The sequence below is a fragment of the Streptococcus sp. HMSC076H09 genome, assembly GCF_001811765.1.
Taxonomy (GTDB): Bacteria; Bacillota; Bacilli; order Lactobacillales; family Streptococcaceae; genus Streptococcus; species Streptococcus agalactiae.
Genome location: NZ_KV806594.1, coordinates 18768 through 39707, shown reverse-complemented (window position 1 = coordinate 39707; position 20940 = coordinate 18768). Strand labels below are relative to the sequence as shown.

17 protein-coding genes are annotated in these 20940 nt (G+C 36.6%); all 17 read right to left on the bottom strand.

All coding sequences use genetic code 11. The features are described 5' to 3' along the window. Positions 1-164: 164 nt before the first annotated feature. The 17 genes from HMPREF2818_RS02140 to HMPREF2818_RS02060 all read right to left on the bottom strand — a co-directional run bounded on the left by HMPREF2818_RS02140 (position 165) and on the right by HMPREF2818_RS02060 (position 20938). A complete protein-coding gene (locus tag HMPREF2818_RS02140; protein WP_000429367.1) occupies positions 165-1892 on the bottom strand; it encodes an ABC transporter permease/substrate binding protein in 1728 nt (575 codons plus the stop codon). A gap of 18 nt (positions 1893-1910) precedes the next feature. Beyond that, positions 1911-3134: a quaternary amine ABC transporter ATP-binding protein gene (locus HMPREF2818_RS02135; RefSeq protein WP_000181801.1), complete on the bottom strand. Its 1224-nt coding sequence runs from the start codon at positions 3132-3134 to the stop codon at positions 1911-1913. A gap of 376 nt (positions 3135-3510) precedes the next feature. After that, positions 3511-5889: a phosphoketolase family protein gene (locus HMPREF2818_RS02130; RefSeq protein ID WP_001288409.1), complete on the bottom strand. Its 2379-nt coding sequence runs from the start codon at positions 5887-5889 to the stop codon at positions 3511-3513. 89 nt (positions 5890-5978) lie between these two features. Then, positions 5979-7070, bottom strand: coding sequence for an L-ascorbate 6-phosphate lactonase (gene ulaG / locus HMPREF2818_RS02125; RefSeq protein ID WP_001134211.1), 1092 nt, complete (start codon positions 7068-7070; stop codon positions 5979-5981). A 316-nt stretch (positions 7071-7386) separates the two neighbouring features. Then, on the bottom strand, positions 7387-9066 hold the full coding sequence (locus tag HMPREF2818_RS02120; RefSeq protein ID WP_000584678.1) for a BglG family transcription antiterminator: 1680 nt from the start codon (positions 9064-9066) through the stop codon (positions 7387-7389). Between the two features lie 65 nt (positions 9067-9131). Next, a complete protein-coding gene (locus tag HMPREF2818_RS02115; protein ID WP_000806824.1) occupies positions 9132-9893 on the bottom strand; it encodes a sugar phosphate isomerase/epimerase family protein in 762 nt (253 codons plus the stop codon). Between the two features lie 19 nt (positions 9894-9912). Further along, a complete protein-coding gene (locus HMPREF2818_RS02110; RefSeq protein WP_000222918.1) occupies positions 9913-11430 on the bottom strand; it encodes an FGGY-family carbohydrate kinase in 1518 nt (505 codons plus the stop codon). 65 nt (positions 11431-11495) lie between these two features. Further along, positions 11496-12485 (bottom strand): amidohydrolase family protein, encoded by a 990-nt coding sequence (locus HMPREF2818_RS02105; protein ID WP_000717730.1) that lies wholly within the window; start codon positions 12483-12485, stop codon positions 11496-11498. Between the two features lie 21 nt (positions 12486-12506). Continuing rightward, positions 12507-13958, bottom strand: a complete 1452-nt coding sequence (locus HMPREF2818_RS02100; RefSeq protein ID WP_000888344.1) for a PTS galactitol transporter subunit IIC — start codon at positions 13956-13958, stop codon at positions 12507-12509. 97 nt (positions 13959-14055) lie between these two features. After that, a complete protein-coding gene (locus HMPREF2818_RS02095) occupies positions 14056-15012 on the bottom strand; it encodes an NAD(P)-dependent oxidoreductase (RefSeq protein ID WP_000358407.1) in 957 nt (318 codons plus the stop codon). An 18-nt stretch (positions 15013-15030) separates the two neighbouring features. Next, positions 15031-16050 (bottom strand): hypothetical protein, encoded by a 1020-nt coding sequence (locus HMPREF2818_RS02090; protein WP_000700534.1) that lies wholly within the window; start codon positions 16048-16050, stop codon positions 15031-15033. Positions 16051-16284: 234 nt separating this feature from the next. Next, on the bottom strand, positions 16285-17268 hold the full coding sequence (locus HMPREF2818_RS02085) for a LacI family DNA-binding transcriptional regulator (RefSeq protein ID WP_000462134.1): 984 nt from the start codon (positions 17266-17268) through the stop codon (positions 16285-16287). A gap of 163 nt (positions 17269-17431) precedes the next feature. Beyond that, the gene (gene fsa / locus HMPREF2818_RS02080) at positions 17432-18079 is read right to left on the bottom strand and encodes a fructose-6-phosphate aldolase (protein WP_000873297.1); all 648 of its coding nucleotides are present in this window, start codon (positions 18077-18079) and stop codon (positions 17432-17434) included. Positions 18080-18089: 10 nt separating this feature from the next. Then, a complete protein-coding gene (locus HMPREF2818_RS02075; RefSeq protein WP_001129982.1) occupies positions 18090-18806 on the bottom strand; it encodes an L-ribulose-5-phosphate 4-epimerase in 717 nt (238 codons plus the stop codon). Position 18807: 1 nt separating this feature from the next. Next, positions 18808-19671 carry an L-ribulose-5-phosphate 3-epimerase gene (locus tag HMPREF2818_RS02070; RefSeq protein ID WP_000197821.1) on the bottom strand — a complete coding sequence of 288 codons (864 nt, stop codon included), beginning with the start codon at positions 19669-19671 and terminating at the stop codon, positions 18808-18810. A 3-nt stretch (positions 19672-19674) separates the two neighbouring features. Next, positions 19675-20340 carry a 3-keto-L-gulonate-6-phosphate decarboxylase UlaD gene (locus tag HMPREF2818_RS02065; RefSeq protein ID WP_000166859.1) on the bottom strand — a complete coding sequence of 222 codons (666 nt, stop codon included), beginning with the start codon at positions 20338-20340 and terminating at the stop codon, positions 19675-19677. 112 nt (positions 20341-20452) lie between these two features. Beyond that, a complete protein-coding gene (locus tag HMPREF2818_RS02060) occupies positions 20453-20938 on the bottom strand; it encodes a PTS sugar transporter subunit IIA (protein WP_001049921.1) in 486 nt (161 codons plus the stop codon). Positions 20939-20940: the final 2 nt, after the last annotated feature.

Genomic DNA, 20940 nt, shown 5'->3' with positions numbered 1-20940 from the left:
CTTGAATTAAAGAAAATTTTACTTAGTAATACTTTATAACCTGCTATTTCTTCCATTCTCTCACTTTTGATGTATTAAAATAATATAAAACTTATATTAAATAGCTAAAACGACTTAAGTCACATTAAAAAACACGCTCTAAAAGAGACGTGTTTTTTTCTATACTATTTAGTCCACTCTGAAACTTCTTTTTTGTGGTTTTTAATCCATTTTTGAGCTGCTTTAGCAGGCTCCATACCTTTATCCATATCTAACATGATAGATTCCATATCTTCTTTAGTCCACTTGAACTTATCGATAATTTTATATACTTTTGGCATATCTTTTTTCAAATTCTTGCGTGCTATTGTATTGATATGTTCTTCACCACCAAATGATTTCTTAGGATCTTTAAGGTATTTTAAATCATACTTAGCAAACATCCAGTGAGGTGACCAACCTGTAATGACTACTTGATCTTTGTTTTTGATAGCCTTCCCTAAGGTTGTTGTCATAGCTCCTGTTGATGCTGATAACAACTTCCAACTTGAAAGGTTTGGATAATCTTTAAGGGATTGTTTAGCAGACTTCATAATACCTGCACCTGGTTCGATACCTGTAATTTGTTTATCTGCTTGATTTGATAATTCTTCAATACTATTTACGTTCATGTATTTAGGAACAACTAAACCTATTTTGACGTTCTCAACGTGAGGACCTAAGTCATCTAAACTATTTTTGTATTTATTAAAATATTGCCCGTGGGTCTTTGGCAACCAAGCACTTGTTGTAAAATCAGCATTCCCATTGGCGACTGTTTGCCACATGACCGCATTATCAAGTGGTGTCAATTCAACATCATATCCTTTAGATTTTAAAACTTCAGCAATAACGTTGGTTGAAGCAACTTCTGAATCCCATTGGACATAAGCTATTTTCACTTTTTGACCTTTGGCTTCATTTCCTGAAGTCATATTGACAACAATGCGACCAAGAGCTGCTAGAATGAAGAGAACCAAGGCCCCTAAACCTACCCATTTTTTAACTTTTGATGTTTTAGCTTGCTTCTCACCCGGTTTGGAATTAAAGAATTGACTAACACGGTCTAACACGATTGCTAAAATAACTAGCGATAGACCACTAACAAATCCTGTACCAATATCAGCATGTTGAAGCGCCGATAACACCTCACGACCAAGTCCAGGTGCACCGATCATAGATCCTGTAACCACCATAGAAAGAGCCAACATCATAGTTTGATTGATTCCTGCCATAATAGTGTTCTTAGCAAGTGGTAGTTCAACTTTGAATAATTTTTGCTTAGCTGTTGAACCAAATGAATCAGATGCTTCTATTAATTCAAGTGGGATTTCACGAATAGCCAAGTTAGTAAAGCGCACTGTTGGAGGCAAAGCAAATACAACAGAGGCAAAGACACCTGGTACCATACCGATACCAAAGAAGGCTACTGCAGGAATAAGGTAAACGAATGCTGGCATAGTTTGCATAAAGTCAAGAATTGGATTAACAACTTGTTTAACTTTATCACTTTTTGCCATCCAAATACCTAGTGGTACACCAATAATAATAGAAATTAAACTTGCTACTAAAACCAAGTTAAAAGTATTAATCAACTGCTCCCACAGCCCTTGGTTATAGATAAATAGCAAACCAATGAAAGTAAATGTCGGTAATTGCCATTTTTTCTTAGCTAAGAAAAATACAGCAACTGTAATTAGTACAATAAAAAGTAAAGGATTAATGAATAGTAATGTTTTTGTCATCCAATCCATCAATGCATTACCGATTGTCTGGATAAAGTCAAATAAACCAGAAAAAGTTTTCGTAATCCAATTGGTCGTTGACTCTACAAATGGTGCGACCGGTAACTTATGTTGTAATAAATTTTCCAAAATGATTTGTCCTCTCTATTAAGCTTCTACCGTTTCTTTTGGCGATTCTACTACTGTTTCATCTTGAACGTTAGCAAGTGCTTCGATCACACGTCCTCTAATGATAACCCCTAGGAGTCTATCATTATCATCAGTAACGGCTATCGGAGCAGATGAATCATAAATTAAAGGCATGATATCTGTAATAACTGTATCTTTTGAGACCGTTACAACATCTTTATCAATCACTTCAGAAAGCGGCAAACCTTTCTTACGAGCTTCAATTGCAGCATCTGCAGTTAGGGATCCCAGAAGTTGGCGACGACGATTCGTTGCCATTAACATTGAGACTTCCTCGCGATGCATTCTTGTTAAAGCAACTTGTGGGCCATCAATTTCTAAAACAGTTGTTAAAGGTTTTATCATAATATTTTGAGCAGTTAACACTTTTGAGCGATCAACGTCTTCAACAAACTCACGAACAAAATCATTAGCCGGATTAGTCAAAATCTCTTCTCCTGTACCAATCTGCATGATTTCCCCATCTTTCATCAGAGCAATACGATCACCAATACGTAACGCTTCATTCAAATCATGGCTGATAAAAATAATAGTTTGTTTATTCGTGTCTTGAAGATCAAGAAGCTCATCTTGCATTTCACGACGAATTAATGGGTCTAAAGCTGAGAAGGCCTCATCCATCAGAAGGATTTTAGGGCTGTTAGCAAGGGCACGTGCTAAACCAACACGCTGTTGCATTCCTCCTGATAATTGACTGGGGTATTGATCTTTAAACGGTAATAGACCTGCATTGTCCAAAGCTTTTTCAGCTAACATTGTACGTTCTTCCTTAGAAACACCACGCATCTCTAACCCAAACTCTGTATTTTCTAAAATTGTACGATGTGGGAAAAGACCAAAATTTTGGAAAACCATGTTGATATCGTGACGACGAATGTTACGTAAATCTTCTACATTCATCTTTGCAATATCTTTACCATCTAAATAGATATTTCCCGATGATGGGTCAATCAAACGGTTTAACATCCGAACTAAAGTTGATTTTCCTGAACCAGAAAGTCCCATGATAACGAAAATTTCGCCTTCTTTTATTTCAAAACTCGCATCATAGACACCTACAGTCGCTCCTGTTTTTTCAAGAATTTCTGTCTTACTTTTTCCTTGCTTAACCATTTCAAGAGCAGCTTTTTGCTTTTTCCCAAAAATTTTGGTTAAATTCTTCACTTCTAAAATATTTGTCATTCTTATCTCCTACTAAAAATTTCGTATCTTATTTTTAAGGTTATGTGTCTTATCTATAAAGTGACGTTAAAGTATCGTAAAAGGGTAGTCACTTTTTTACTCAAAAAAATAAACTGCCGAAACAGAACATAACTATAATATCATGTATGGTCTCTTTATGTCAACACCTTTGCTTAGAGATATTTTAATTAGCCCACACCATTATTGTTATGGCATTATTGAATTATTTAAAGACTTATTAGTATTAATATTACAACTTTAAAAGTGACCACTTAACGCTTTTGAAAAAGCGGTCATTCTTCTATAAAATAACAAAACACCCTTAGAAAAAATCTAAAAGTGTTTTTGTTTGTAAGTATAGGCCTGAAAAAAGTGACTACTTGATATTTTCCCATTTCCAATTTTGCACTTCTGGAATATCGTCTCCGTGTTCACGAATATAGTCTTTGTGATAAGCAACCATTTGATTCATTTCATCACTGAAGGCTTGTGCTTCATTTCCTAAAGAAGCAAGAGCTGCATCCTGTGCCAGATGGAATCGGTCCAATTCTGACATCACGCGCATATCAAATGGTGTTGTGATATCACCATTTTCACGGTAACCATGCGTATGCAAATTATGATTGTGACGACTAAAGAAAATATCTCGAATCATATCTTCATAACTATGGAAAGCAAAAATAACAGGTTTATCTGTGGTAAAGACTTTGTCAAACTCTTCATCTGATAAACCGCGAGCATCTTGTGAAGGATGACGAAGTTTTAGGATGTCTAATACATTAACAAATCTAATCTTAAGTTCTGGGAAAGCCTTATGAAGAATACTAATAGCTGCCAAAGCTTCTAAGTTAGGTTCTGTTCCCGCCGCAGCAAAGACAACATCTGGCTCTTGATTAAGCGACACATTTGAAGCCCAGTCAATCACCTTATATCCTTCTGCCACTAACTCTTCTGCTTCAGCAATAGAGTAAAATTGTGGACGAGGGTGCTTAGATGTCACAATTAAATTAATTTTATCTTCAGCTTTAAACGCTTTATCCATAACAGCTAGAAGTGAGTTAGTATCTGCTGGTAAATATTCACGAATGTATTCAGGTGTTTTTTCAGCTAAGTGAGTTAAGATACCTGGATCTTGGTGAGTGTAACCATTATGATCTTGTTGGAAAACAGTTGAAGCTGCAATTAAGTTAAGCGCTGGATAATTTTTACGCCATGTTGTGTGTGTTTTTGATTTACGTAACCATTTGAAATGTTGTGTTACCATTGAATCTACAACGCGAAGGAATGATTCGTATGAAGCAAAGAAGCCGTGACGACCAGTTAAAACATAACCTTCTAAGAAACCTTCTGCTTGATGTTCAGACAATTGGGAATCAATAACACGTCCAGCTGGACTTAAAGCTTCGTCATAATCTGGTTTACGACGACCAAGCCATTGACGGCTAGTACGTGTAAACACTTCTTGAAGACGATTTGATTTCGTTTCATCTGGACCAAAAATACGGAAATTATCTGGATTAGCATCTACCAAATCTGCTGCATATTTTCCAAATTCAATCATATCTTGTGCCATAATTTGACCTGGAACATTAATATCAAGAGCAAATTTCTTCCAATCTGCTGTATCCATTGCTTTAACAATACCAGCATTGGTTATTGGATTCATGGACATGCGACGATCACCTTTTGGTGAAATAGCAGCAATCTCATCAACGATTTTACCACTTTCATCAAATAATTCTTCTGGACGGTATGATTGAAGCCATGACAAAAGAGAATCGACATGTTCCATATGGTGGGCATCTACTGGAATTGGTACTTGGTGAGCGCGGAAGCCACCTTCAATTGGTGTTCCTTCCCAAGCTTTTGGACCAGTCCACCCCTTAGGAATACGTGCAACCAAGACAGGGAATTTTGCTTGGATAGCTTCTTCTGCTGGTTTTTGTCGTGCTTCTGATTGAATGGTTTTAATCTCTTGAATAGCTTGATCTAATTTTTCTGCAAACAAAGCATGAGCAGCCGCATGATCCTCAGAGAGTTCAACAACATCTGCAAAAATAGGTTTCCAACCTAATCCTTCAAAAAACTGAGATAATTCTTCATCTGTCTTACGTTCAAAGATAGTTGGGTTATGGATTTTACCACCATTTAAATAGAAGATTGGTAGAACAGCACCATCATTTACTGGATTGATAAAGGTATTAGATAGCCAACCAGCCATAAGTGGTCCTGTTTCACCTTCACCATCACCAATAACAGTCGCAGCAATAACATCTGGATTGTCTAGGATGGCACCTGTCGCATGAGAAAGTGCGTAACCAAGTTCACCACCTTCATGAATTGACCCTGGTGTTTCTGGTGCTGCATGGGATGCAATTCCACCTGGGAAAGAGAAGATTTTACATAACTGCTTAAAGCCATCCTCTGTTTGCTCAATATTTGGGTTTAATTCAGTATATGAACCATCTAAATATGAATTAGATACCATAACTTGACCACCATGACCTGGACCTTCAATATAGAACATGTCTAAATCGTATTTATTAATAGCGCGATTTAAGTGAGCATAGATAAAGTTTTGTCCAGGTACAGTGCCCCAGTGACCAATTGGATGAACCTTTAAGTCGTTTTCAACTAGCTCTCGTCTCAAGAGAGGATTATCCTTTAGATACATTTGTGCTGCAGAAATATAATTAGCTGCTCTCCACCATGCATCAAGTTTTTCTAAATATGATTTTGTATCAAATTCTGACATTATTTCTCCTAATCTTAATTGTGATTTTAGTAACATATTTTAAAATTGAAAAACTGCATATCATGCGACATACAGTCTCTCATTAGCCATTATAGAAGTGCTTTAAATTGAATATTTGATTCTTGTTCGAAGCAATCATCAAAACCACGTGGGTGATGGTATTCAATTCTATCTTTATCTTGTGGATAAGTGTATTTACCTCCAACTTCCCAAATAAATGGATGGAAGTCATATTGAAGGCGTTCTTTACGCATTTTCCACAATTGTAAGATTTCGTCTGTAGAAGCCATGAAGTTAGACCAGATATCGTAGTGTACAGGAATAATGACTTTGGCACGGAGATTTTCTGCCATACGAAGAAGATCGATTGAAGTCATTTTATCCTGAATACCAACTGGGTTATCACCATAGTTGTTAATAGCTACGTCAATCTTGTAGTCTTTACCATGTTTAGCAAAATAATTTGAAAAATGTGAGTCAGCTCCATGGTAGATTGTTCCACCTGGTGTTTCAAAAATATAGTTAACTGCTTTACGAGCCATTTCTTCATCAGTCACGGCTAAACCAGCAAGTTCTCCATCATGTTCTTCTGCACCATCTACTGGAAGTGTCACCAAGCAAGTACGGTCAAATGATTCAACAGCAGTAACTTTGATGTCTTTAAACTCAAATGATTCACCTGGTTTAATCACTATGATTCGTTCTTCTGGAACTCCCCATTTTTTCCAAATTTCACCACATTCATATGGCCCAACAAATTTAACATGGTCTAAGTTAGGATTATTAATAATGGCTGCCGCAGTGTTAATATCAATGTGGTCACTGTGGAAATGTGAAACAAGATAGTAATCCAATTCATTAATAGCAAATGGATCAATAACCATTGGTTGTGCGCGTAAGTTTGGTTGGAGTTTACGAACACCTGCCATATTAGCCATTTGGTGTCCACGAACCATATCTTTTACTTTTTTTGTTGATTTACCGCGGTTTGACCATAGGTCCATAACAACATTAGCACCACCTGGTGTTTTAATCCAAACACCACAGTTTCCTAACCACCACATTGCAAAGTTGCCATCAGCAACAACTTCTTCTTCAATTTCTTCGTTTAGCCATGTTCCCCATTCTGGGAATGTTGATAAAATCCATGATTCTCTAGTAATATCTTTAACGTTAGGCATTTTATTTCCTCCTGATTAATTGTTTCTTACATCTACTAGTATAAGTTCAAATACTTTTGAAAAAAAGACCAAGTGTCACACATTTATGTGTTCAAAACTGGGCTGTCTGTTCCAAATTAGACTCATAATTTTAATTAAAATAAGCACAAATAAAAAGTACTCCCATTAAAAGTACTAGCTTTCTCAACTTTAATTATCATGTCATAGAGGAACTCATTGCGATTAAATATCTAGCACATTGTTTAAAAGCACCAAAAAAGCCCCAGCTTCTTTTTCTGTCTTCAGAAAAGCTGAGAGGCTACCATAAAATTATATTTTAACAAACTGTACTTTGAAGGGGAAGGACGTCTTGGAGCAATTCTTGATGAATAAGTTTCTCAATCTTAGATTTCAGCACGTAGCGTTCACTATCTTCCTTGACATATTGAGCAATCGTTTTTTCAAGTTCATTGGTAAATTGATTACTATTTGCACAGTTACCTTTTTTTGAAAAGCGAATCAAGCGAATAATATCATCATCTGTCAAAACAGGGTGAACTACTAACATCGGAAAACGAGATTCTAAAGCGTCACTAGTAGAGACAACCATATCTACATGCATAAGATCACTCACACTTTGGTACTGTTCGGTTGTAAAAACAGCTTCTATATCACTGTTTGTTAAGTAGCGTTGACATTGCTTTAAAAGAAGTTTCTGAATCGCTATTCCTTCATCAGATACAATAACTAACTTAAGTTTATTAGGAGATTGTTGACTATTACGAAGTTCCCCTCCTAAATGAATCGTTAGATATGCTACATCATCATCGGTCAATTTGATTTGCCAAGCTTTCTCTAAAAGCTTTACAGAAGACGAGGTTATGGCAAAAAGTTCTTCATATTTGTCTTTAATATGCTCTGTTAAAGGATTAACAGAAAAAATACCATAACGTTTACGATATAAGAGTGCCTTGCAGTGAGTTAGAAGTTGTCTTAGTAAGTCCTTTTTATGAACAAAGTGAAGGTGATATCGTTCTTCCAATTCTTTCAAAAAACTGGTTAGAGTAGCTCGCATATCATCATAATCCTGGCTCTCTAAATGATTGTCACGGTCCTTGCGGAAACTAAGCATAAGCATGGCCACTAGTCCCACTTCAATCTCATCCAGTGATAACTGAAAATTTTCTTCCAGCTCATCAGCCAACTCTTTAGCAATCTCATATTCCTTACGTTGCCAAACCAAGCTAAAATCACTATTAAGAGAGGTCTGTACTTCAGGACTTAATCGCATCTTACGATAAGCCATTAGTATAAAAGGCAAAATCTGAATCATAAACTGACCATCTTGACTGTTGATTTTCTTACCTAGACTTCGTTGAGAAATGAAGAGATAATGGTGAAAATAATCAAGAACCTCTTTAGAAAAATATGTGCTGGCACCAAAAGCTTGAGACAGTTTATGATTAAAAAGGTCTATAAAACTACTACTTCCATTATGGTAGATATCATCTAAGAGCTTATATAAGTACTGGATAATGGACAATGGGTGACCATCTAAAAAATAACCGCGACATTTTGTTGATTGTAACTGTAAATTATATTCTTTCTCTGCTAACTCACTTCTTAATTCGTTTAAATCGTTTAAGATAGTATTTCGAGAAACATCGTTTAGTTGCATCAACCTATCAATCGTTATGCGGTCCTTAGCTACCACGATAGATACTAAAGACAGCTGCAACCTCTCACTACTTTTCATGACGTAACTATAATCAGTTACTTCATCTAATAAAAGACGACAGGCTGCTTTTTGTTTTTCGGTTAGCAAGATTCCTACACGTGGATAACTAACAATCTGAGGCACATCGCTAGGCAGTGCATCGTTTATCTTCTCTAAGTGATAATACACTTTACGCCTAGACTGATTAAGTGCGTTGGCAATTGCCATAACTGTTTCAGGTTCCTCTAATTTCAATAGGTAAAAGAGGAGGTCATAACTTTTTTTATCGAGAATAATCAAGAATATACCTCTTTTCTACTCGAATTCATACAGACTTATTATAACATCTTTTTAAAGCCTTTTCATTAAAAGTTTTGACTATTGCTGATAGAGATTAAACGTTGAACATCCCTTTTTAATACCTCCAATTCTGTGGGGTATTCTAGAGCTAGATACTCACAATTAGAGAAACTCTTTAACAAATCAGTCAGATCAATCTCTCCTTCGAAGAGGCTCTTCGAGAGGTGAGGCTTTCCAGCTACCTGTAAAAAATTTTTACAGTGAAGGTAGGTGGTATCACAAGCTAAGCTATTTACCGCTTGGTATAGATCTTGGTTGATAAAGGCCCAATTAGCAGTATCAAAAACAAAACTTATTGGTATTTGTAATTCTTTCACTAGAGTCATAAAATATTGGCAATTCTCCACTGTAGCTGCTTTAGGGTCTTGATTATTTTCCACCTTTATACCAATAGTTTGGCTTTTCAATATCTCTTTAAGAGGTTCTAACTCTTCTTTACTTAAGTTTCTGGTTTGTCCAACATTTAGCTTAATGAAAGGAGCTCCTAACTGTGATGCTTCTTTAAGGCCTTTATTAAGATAAGGATTAACTTTCCCTCCTTTGATAAGGTCTTCATTAGCACTATAGTAAAGATTGATATCATAAAAGTCAGCCTCTGCTTTTAAAGCGGGTAGCTCTCTATCTGGATCTTGAAGCAATTCTTGACGTATCTCAAATCGTGAAAATCCTAAATCCTTTACTAACTTAATGAGCTGAACTTGTGTAAAACCTTTGTCTAACTGTTTTTTGAATACAATACTATTGATAATAATATCTTCTTGTTTCATAACAACTCCTTTGATATCCCTACTTATTCAGATGACCGAGTTCCGACCAAATAGGATCCAGTGTTTCTAATAATTTTTGGTAAGCGTGATATTTTTTTTTGTACCCCTTTACTTCGGATAATTGAGGTTTATAAATAGCTTTTACACGAACCATATCTTGGACTGCTTCCTTTAACGAAATCTTATCTAAAGCATGACGTGCTAAAATAGCTCCTCCTAACCCTCCTAATTCTGTGCCTTCTACTGTTTCAATAGGAAAGTTTAAGATATCAGAAAACATTTGCATCCATGCTGGTGAGTTGGTAGCTCCGCCAGAGAAACGAATTATTTTTGGCACACTGCCCCTACTTTTTATTAAATCAGTGATATGCTGCTTATGTGCAAACGCAATACCTTCATATACCGCACGTATCATCTGAGATTTCGTCGATTTAGTTGTTAGCCCAAAAAAGCAAGCGCTAGCATCTTGTGATGTGTTACTACCGTAAAGAAACGGAAAGAAAATAAGTCCATGATGTGTAGCATCAGTATGAGTGAGAAATTCTTCTAAATTATCATAGATAGAACCTCCACTAGATTTAGCGTTATCAATTTCTTGATGCATGAGCATTTTTAACATAAAATTAAGATTCCCTGCAGAAGTAGGGCTACTTGCCTCTAAGAGATAACGACGATCTGGAAAATAGGAAGTCATAAGACCACTATCTTGCTTTGCTGGTTTTAAACTTGGATATGTATTAATATTCCAAGTTCCCGAAATAACACTAAAAGTATCTGACTCTAAAACACCTGATCCAAGAGCACAAGCATCGATGTCAAAGAGCCCTCCAACAACGGGGGTCCCTTCTACAAGACCAGTCTCTTTTGCTGCTTGAGAACTAATTCCCCCAGGAACTAAATCTGCACTATCTATAAGTTCAGGAAGTGAGTTTTCTATCTCTCTAATGCCAAAAAAATCTAAAATAGCTGGATCATAAGTTCCTGTTTGGAAATTTATCCAATGATTACCTGAAGCGTCACCATATTCTTGCTGTACTTTTCCTGTAAGCTTATACCGAATAAAGTCCTTTGCAGAAAGGACCGCCCCTATTGATTTATAGGTTTCGGGCTGATAATCTTTAAGCCAACGTAAAATAACTGGACTTTGTGAAGGGAAAATATGTTGCCGAGTCAACTCCCAAATATTATCAAGTTTAGATTCGAAATATTGCGCCAAATCTTTGGCACGATTATCTGTAGACAAAATTCCTTGTTCAAGTGGCTCCAACTTATTATCTAGCAGATAAAGACCTTTCCCATGTCCAATACATGCTACTGCACTAATCTGCTCAGGGCTGAGTTTTGAGATTTGAATAACCTCTCTAATAGCAGAAGTTATAGCATTCCACGTTTTAACAAGGTTTACTTGACGATGACCAGATTGAGTCTCATTTTTTAAAGTTTCAAAACTCGAAACAGCGATTTGGTGTCCTAATTTGTCAAAAATAAGCGCCTTGGTATTTGTACCGCCGTAGTCAATACTAAGGTAATAAGTCATAATTTGTCTCCTCATTGTTGATTTAAAAAGGAGGTACAAGAAACTCTTGTACCTTGAAAACTCTTCTAATAGAGATTGAGCTCTTTGGTTGTATCATCTATACCTGCTCTGTTAGCCTTTACATGTTCTTCTTTAAAGTAAACACGCTCAGCATTATTGTACATAACATCTTCTAGTTCCTCTTGACTGAAAATATCAACATTCTCTAGCCAAGTAGCTAATTCTTCGTAAGTATTGAAGGTCGCTGACCATGGAGAATCAGTTCCCCAAATGATACGCTTAGCCCCAAGAACTTCTTTAGCAATACGTACATTTTGTTCTGATTTTGGAAAAGGAAAACTATCTGGGGCATCAATATCTTGAATAGCTGAAATATCAGTATAGATATTGTTGAAGTTTTTCCACATATTAAGTTCAGCACGCAATCGATTTGAATGCTCAACATGTGGAAAAGAGAGGTGACAAACAACAAAATCGAGACTCGTATAAAGGCGAGCTAAATTAGCAATAGCATCAGGTTGGTGACTAATTTGATCCCAATTGCCATAATCAACTGTAACTACAAATCCTGGATAGTCTAACAGATAAGTCAAAATACGACTCACATGTGGGTCTGTATCAAGACGGAAAGGCGTTTTTTGTCCACGGTATCCATGGATACCCCCTCCTTGACTAATTTCAAATTTAATAGCTCGAAAACCAAGGACTTCAACATGACGTTTTACAATTTGCATTGCGTTATCTGCAAATGGATCAACAGAGAATGCGCCTGTAAAACGTTCTGGATAACGTTTAATAGCTAAATGCGTATAATAATTTTGATAACCATTAAGATGACCTTGCAAAATGACTGCTTTATCTACACCATTAGCATCCATATACTTCAAAAAAGCTTCAGCTGTAAATGCTTTGTCACCGTATTCGTCTGGGATGAGCTTAATTAAATCACCATCATCCCAAATAGCATAACCGTTTCCAAGGGCATTAAGACGTCCTTTACCATTAAATCCTGCAATTGTATCAACAATATGAGCATGTCCATCAATTTTTTTCATGAGTATTCCTCCAACAGATTTTTAATCTTCAGCAATAAAGATTTTTTCACAACTACCTTCATATCCGCTATTCTTATCAGCCATAGTTTTAAGGTATGCGTAAATAGATTCACGATGAGTACGAAGCAAGAACAAGAAAGCAAGATAGATAACAACTGTCACACCAATATAGAGTGGGTTCCCAGATATCCAAGCAAAGAAGACTAGAGCTGTCAAAGGATGAGCTAGGAGATTAAAGCTCATAATCAAAGTTACCCCTGCTGGTAAAGCAGTTCCAAAATGCTTAACAGCTTCTGTGTAGATTGGACCTAGGGCACTAGCAGCATAAAGACCTAGTGAAAACCATATGATTCCATTCAAAATAGCTTTAAGAATATTTCCTTTTGACACAGCTATCATAGCTTCAATCATAAAAGGGATAGCAATAAGGTCAACGACTGGTAAAGCTTCATTTCCAGGTAAAATCAAGGAAATAACAACCATTATTGGTACTAAAATGAGACCTGCGATAATAGTTGCTGGTTCACCAAAACCAACACCGTCATCAACTGCAATAAACCAACGTTTTTTATCCAGTGCTCCTTGCTCAGCTTGACTTTCTTTTTTCTTATTGCGTTCAACTGCTTCAGCAAGAGGAGCAAAAGCACTAGCAAATACCCCCGTAATCAAAGGAAAAATAGTCATAACCGCTGCAAGAGCAACTGCAAAACCAAGTATACCTCCCCAAGTATCAATACTTGCAAGGTTACGTAAACTACCTAATACACCAATAATCACACCAAGTATAAAACCAAGTGTCATTGGCTCACCAAATATCCCTAACTTAGTCTTTAATGATTCTGGGTTCAACTTTACCTTATTGACACCAAGTAGGTTCCAAAGAGGATCAAGAATAAGAGCTGGAATAAGGGTTTCAATATTATGAATCGAGTTGATCGTTGCATTTTTAACACCGTAATACTCCGACCATCGATCTGCCAATACTTCTGACATCACTAATGAATAGAGTAAGACAAAAACCATAAATGCGAAAGACAATATAAAATTACCTGTTGCTGCATAGGCCATTGTACCCCAAATCATATAGCCAAAGTTATTCCAAAGATTAGATGGGACAAATACTCGGGTAATCCCAAGCAAGAAAAGCCCCAATTCAATTAGCAAGCCAAAAACAAAGAAAGAGAGGCCAATCTCAGAAGAAAAGGCGGTGAGAGAACCAGCCTGCCAACCAATATCTACAATTGGTAAATGGAGACCAGTAGTTTTAACCATCTGCTGGATATACTTAGTCACCATAGGAGCAAAAGCTGATATAATCCAACCAAAGCCTGTGAGTCCAACACCAGCTCGTAAGGCGCTAAAGAAAGCTCGCCTTGGATTGACCTTTAGAAAAAGGCTGACAATAAAAATCATAGCGGGTACAACAGTTGCTGCACCAAAGACTTCAAAGAATTTATGTAAAGCTTCTAGCATAAGTTCACCTTTATTAAATTATTAAGCGCTTACATTTACCCGTAAAAAAATGGGAGGTCCCATTTTTTCAAAAGATGGCTCTGCGCTCACTAGCCAATTATTTATTGACAATATTTTGTGGCTTGCCATCAAAGAAGGCAATGATGTTGTCAGCTGCTTCTTCAGCCAAAGTTCTACGTCCCTCAATAGTACCTGTCCCAGCATGTGGACTCATGATAACATTATCAAGGCTTCTCAATCCTTCAGATACCTGTGGTTCATTCTCAAAAACATCTAATCCCGCACCCGCGATTTCACCTTCTTTCAGTGCTTCAATAAGTGCTTCTTCAGAAACGATTGGGCCTCTAGCAGCGTTGATTAAGTAGCTTCGATTTTTCATCTTAGCAAAAACATCTTTATTGAATTTGTGGATTGTTGATGGTAATGCTGGGGCGTGGATGGTTATGACATCAGCTGTTTTAATAAGCTGATCAAATTCGAGATAGGTTACACCAAGCTCTTTTTCCTTATCTTCAGGAAGTCGATAAACATCATTGTAAACAACAGTCATCCCAAATGCTTTAGCAAAATTTGCGACTGTCAAACCGATGCGTCCCATTCCGTAAATACCTAATGTTGAACCTTGCAAAGTCAAACCTTGATAACGTTGTTCGCTCGGATCAATCCACTCTCCACTTCTTACAATACTATCATAAAATGCAAGGCGCTTACTGGCAGCTAAAATTAAAGCAAAAGTCATTTCCGCTGTCGGAACTCGTACTGCTTGAGGGGAATTAGAGACTATAATTCCTTTTTCTTTAGCATACGCAGTATCTACATGATCAAAACCAACCGCATTTAAAGAAATAATTTGTAAGTTTTCACCTGCATCAATCATCTCTTTATCGCCTTTTTGTCCCATGAGTAACCATCCGTCATATTCAGATAAATGCTCTAACACATAGTCACGTGAAAATGGGCGATCTTCTGAATAAGTAACATCAAATCGGTCCATAAGCTTTCTTAGACCTTCTTTAGGCACAGTACCCGTTACTAAGATTTTTTTCTTGTCCATATTGTCTCCTTCTTAAATTTATTTTACTAATTGATAAAGAGCAACTTCGCCACGTCCGTTATTGGCTGAGAAAAGATAAGCTTTTCCATCTTTTTCAAAAGCTAAGACATTACTAGAAGCTGCTTTTGCATCTACTAATTCTGAAACCAAGTGCCCATCTACAAAGTGAAAAAGCCTTAATTCTGCTTTTTCTGATCGCCACCCGAATACAAAACAAGTCTGATTAAGTAAACGACCACTCCAAATAGCATGACCAAATGGTGTTTTTTCTGGATAATGGAATAATTCTCGACCGAAATCTTCAGTGAAGATGCGTAAACGATCTCCATGAAAACCTTGGATAATCACATACTCATCCTTGCCATCCTGATTAATATCCACTTTCACCACATCGCTTGTCTCCTCATCGAAAAGCCGTTCTAATTGCCAGTCGCCTGTAGTAGAAAATTCTGGATAAGTGAGTTTGAATACCCCTTCTACTGAAGTAATCAATGAATATCCTTCATCCTGAATGGCATAGTATCCATGATTTTTTAATAAAGTTTGAGGCAATTGTTGCAATCCTTCCAATGTATGGTTTTGAGTATTAAAACGAGCAACAAAAATTCGGCCTTTATCACTCCAATCCTCAGTGTGGGCTTTACTGTTAGCAATTGTACAACCTATAAAGTAAAGTTGATTTTCTTTACCTTTAATGAGATCAAAGCGATGTAAATACGGAAAATCAAATGCGTTACAAATGTCCCAATGATCTCCTTGAAAACTTGCATAAACAACCTGACAATCTTTGGCCTTAAACCCTGGGTAAAATTTCTGGGTTGCCAAAAAATCCATGGTTCCGGGAATTGGAATAATACTCATGGTACCTCCCACATCTTCCCAAACAACAATTTTTGCTAAATCGCTATTCAAATCATAAGCAAAGCAGGCTTGGTCAACCTCTGAAGCTACTAATAAAAAATCATAGTCTTGATTTTGCAAACGACAAACTGAATAACAAGCTTCAAGTCTGTCTGACAATAATTTATTAATCTTCATTCTATCCTCCTTTGGTGAAGATAAAACTTGAGTTAACCGTTTAACTAATGGTGCAAAAAAATAAAAACATTTGAGTTAAGAGAGTTAGAGATGGTTCGTTAAAAGCTTACCTATTCTTAAGTTAAACGGTTAACTCATTTATAATTCTATTATACTATCATTTTCTATAAAAGCAAGCGTTTACATAGTGTTTTTTGCTTTTTTATAAAAAAATGCTTGCTCTCGCAAACATTTTTAAAAAGATTGACGAATAACGATTTGATTTTTTACTTCTAGTAACCTTGCAGTAGTTGGTTCGTTTCCTTGACTAATTTTTTCAATTAAACATTGGGCAGCCAGGCAACCAATGCCATATGAATCCTGTTTTATACAGGAAACGTTTGGTGTAAGCACCTGCATCCATTCTAAATCTTCATAACTCCCAAGACCATAATCCTCAGGGTAGCTGACCGTTGATTGATTTAATTTTTTCATAAAATTCAAAAGAGTTGGACCGTTCATCATTAAGAACCCTGGTTTTTGCTCTGAATGTTCAATGATATCAAGAATTCTCTGTGTACTACCATCTTCAGTGATAATAATCAACTTATCAGGATTTGAACTGACCACTTCTTTAAAACCTTCGTAACGAAGCTCACGGGTTGAAATCCCTTCAATGGGATAAGTGACAAAATAGATGTCATGATACCCAGCTTCTTGCATTTTTTCAAGAAATATTTGAGTCGATTCTTTATTGTCGGATGCTACAGTATCTACTTTAATATCTTTAGCTTGTCTATCAACCATGACAAGACGATCATTACTCAAAGTTTCTATAAATGAATGATTAGGATCTACAGAATCTAAAATAATTCCTGAAACGTTTTGCTGATTTAAACGGTTTAAATTTTCCAACTCAATGTCAATATCATTATCCGAGTTAGTAAAGTTAACCGAGTAACCAAATTGTTGACAAGTATCATGTATTCCCTTCATCACAGACGAAATAAAGGGATTAGTAATATCAGCAATAACGACCCCAATAGTACGGGTATTTTTTGTAACTAAACTTTGAGCAATCTTACTTGGTTGATAACCAGTCTCCTTAATAGCTAAACGTATTTTTTCTTTCGTTTGCAGAGACATTTTCTTATAGTTCCCATTGAGATAATAGGAAACTGTAGCTTTTGACACACCTACTAAATTTGCAATATCACTAATGGTTACCTTCTCAAACATCTCTATTTCCTTATTCTAATTAGACTTAATTTATCCGTATTATATCATTTAATAAGAAAAATGAAAATAAGTGTTCTTATTGGAGAAGATTATAAAAAAAGACAAACCCATTATCAAAGTTTGTCTTGCACTAGTATAATTAAGAGTTTGCTTTATCGTAACACTACTTCTTCTTGAAACTATCCCAATCTTTTAAGAAAGTTTCAATCCCTTTATCAGTAAGCGGGTGAGTAAATAGTGATGCAAATGTTTTATCTGGAATAGTGGCAATGTGCGCACCGCATTTAGCGACGCCCTCCACATGCGCCAATCCACGAATGCTAGCAGCAATAATCTCAGATTGGAAACCATAAAAATCAATAATGTGACGAAGGTCACGAATCAAAGCATAAGCATCTGTTCCAATATCTTCAAGACGACCCACAAAAGGACTAATAAATGTTGCACCAGCTTTCATTGCCGAAAGACCTTGAGCCACAGTAAATATTAATGTCACATTTGTCTTTATACCTTCTTTTGATAATTGTGAAACTGCTGCTAAACCTTCTTCAGTCATTGGAATTTTAACAACAACATTTGGTGACCACTTAGCGATTTCTCTAGCTTCGGTAACCATTTCATCACAAGTTAAACCTGTCACTTCTGCACTAACTGGGCCATCAACGATTTGGCAAATTTCGTTAATAACTTCTTTAAAGTCACGCCCCTCACGTGAAATAATAGTCGGATTGGTAGTAACACCATCAACGATTCCTAAACGATTAAGACGACGAATTTCAGAAACATCGGCAGTATCTAAAAAGTATTTCATATTATTCTCCTTAATGTTCTTGTCCTTTTTGACCATAATAAGCATTTGGTCCATGCTTACGTAAATAGTGTTTATCCATAATATATTTTGGAGCTGGTTCAACACGTGGATTAATTTGTTCAGTGAAACGATTCATCTTAGCAACTTCTTCAAGAACGACTGAGTGATAAACTGCTTGTGCTGGATCTTTCCCCCAAGTAAATGGTCCATGATTACGTACAACAATACCAGGAACAGCCATTGGATCTAAATCCCGACGTTCAAATTCCTCTATAATAACGCTACCTGTTTCTTTTTCATAAGCAGTGTTAACTTCATCTTCACTAAGTGACCTAGCACATGGTACTGGCCCATAAAAATAATCTGCATGTGTTGTTCCATAAAATGGAATATCGCGACCCGCTTGTGCCCAACCAACTGCTTCTGTTGAATGAGTATGAACAATACCACCGACTTCTGGCCATGCTTTATAAAGTTGAACATGAGTTGGAAGATCAGATGATGGATTCAAATCCCCCTCCACTATATTTCCCTCTAAGTCTGTGACAACCATATTTTCAGGTGTCAATTGGTCATAGTCAACTCCTGAAGGTTTGATAACAATCAATCCTGCTTCGCGGTCAACTTCAGAAACGTTACCCCAAGTAAATTTAACTAAACTATGAACTGGTAGTGATTTATTAGCTTCACACACACGTTCACGCATTTCTTGCAATGATTTTGCCATATTATTTCACTCCTGTTTTCTCCATTAATGGGTAAAGAAAATCTTGCGCCTCTTTAATGGCTGCACGTGTTTCCTCTACAGTCTCACAGTTCTCCGACCACATTTCAATCAAGAATGGACCATTATAATTTGTTTTCTTAATGACAGCAAACATTTCTTCCCAATCAACACACCCTTGACCAAATGGAACATCACGGAATTGACCTTTAGACGTTTCGGTAACAGCATAAGTATCTTTAATATGAAGCGCTGCAATTGAGCGATGTCCATTATAAAATTCACTCCAAAGATCATTATGCCATGCTGATACATTTCCAGTATCTGGGTAGACAAAGAGATAAGGAGAATCAATCTCTTTTTCCACAGCCAAATATTTCTCAATGGAATTCATAAATGGATCATCCATAATCTCAATAGATAGAATAACTTGTGCTTCTTCGGCCCAAGTACAAGCTTGACGAAGATTCTTAATAAAGCGTGCACGTGTCTCTGGAGATTTTTCTTCATAGTACACATCATATCCTGCTAATTGAATATTACGAATACCAATATCTTGAGCAAAGACGATACATTTTTTCATCATATCCATCGCACGCGCTTCTTTCTCAGGATTATTAGATCCCATTGGGAAACGACGATGACCACTAAATGTAATTGTTGGAACACGAACTCCTGTCTCAAAAATAGCTTTGACCAACTCAAGTCGTTCTTCTTTTGACCACTCCAAACGTGCCAAACGTTCATCTGACTCATCAATGGATAATTCTACAAAATCAAATCCCAATTCTTTAGCAAATTGTAGGCGTTCTAACCAGTTAAAATGTTTTGGTGTTGCCTTCTCGTAAATTCCTATTGGACGTGTCATATATTACCCCCAAATACGTTTAATTTCATCCTTAAATGCACGTGCTGCTGCGGCTGGATCATCTGCCTCTGTAATACCACGACCCGCAATAAAAGTAAAGACATCAACACCTTCAAATAATTGAAGAGTATCAGTTGATAAACCACCAGTTACAGAAACTCGGAAGCCCATATCAATCAATTTTTTAACCTTATTAAGGTCTTTCTCTCCCCATGTTTCGCCAGCAAGAAGCGCATCACGAGATTGGTGATAAATGGCTTGTGAAATACCTGCATCCAACCATTGTTGCGCTTGCTCATAAGTCCAATCACCATATAGTTCGATTTGAATTTCTCCACGATCGCCGCGTTCTTCTTTGATAGCTTTTAAGGCTGCTTCCATTGTTGGAATAGTAGCACAACAGATACAAGTCATCCAGTCTGCACCGCGAACAGCATTATTTTTAGCAACAGTCCCACCAGCATCAGCACATTTTGTATCAGCAACAATTATTTTGTCAGGGAAGAGACTGCGAAGGACCTCAACTAATTCACTACCTACTTGAAGAAGGCAAACAGTTCCAGCTTCAATAACATCAACTTCATGTCCTACTGATACGGCAGCTTTGATAGCTCCTTGTAAATCTGAGTGGTCAAGTGCAACTTGTAAATTTGGTAAACGTTTTGTCATGTTGTTTATTCTAAGGACCTGATAAAAATACTCATTTTATTTGTGGCAAAGAGTTTCTTATCACAGAGATTTTTTATAGGTCCTATCCTTTCTATTAATATCAGTTTATTGATTAGCTTTCTAAATCTAAACCTTCTAAATATGGGCTGTTTTTTGATTCCTCTACCATTGCAAGGACTTCTTTTGCTTCTTGGCATTCCGTCAAGCGCTGAATTGAATTTTCCAATTCAAAAAGGGCAATAATTTGAGGGATAGCAACAGAAGTATGAATAGCTGAACTTGTTGCAGCAAGTGCTAACAATACTGAGACTTCTTTGCCATCTGGAAAAACTACTGGCTCTGTTAATGTAATTAATGAAAATGCATCACGTTTTACGCCTGCTTCTGGACGAGCATGAGGCATCGCCATACCCGGCATAAGAATGTAGTACGGACCAAATTCCTCTGTAGATTCAATAATGGCATCGTAATATTCTGCATCAACAGCACCACTTTCAATCAATGGATCAATTGATAATTTGATTGCTTCTTTCCAATCGCTTGCAGATAATTTAAGACGAATTGAGTCATTTTCGATAAAGGCTTGTTTTAAATTCATGA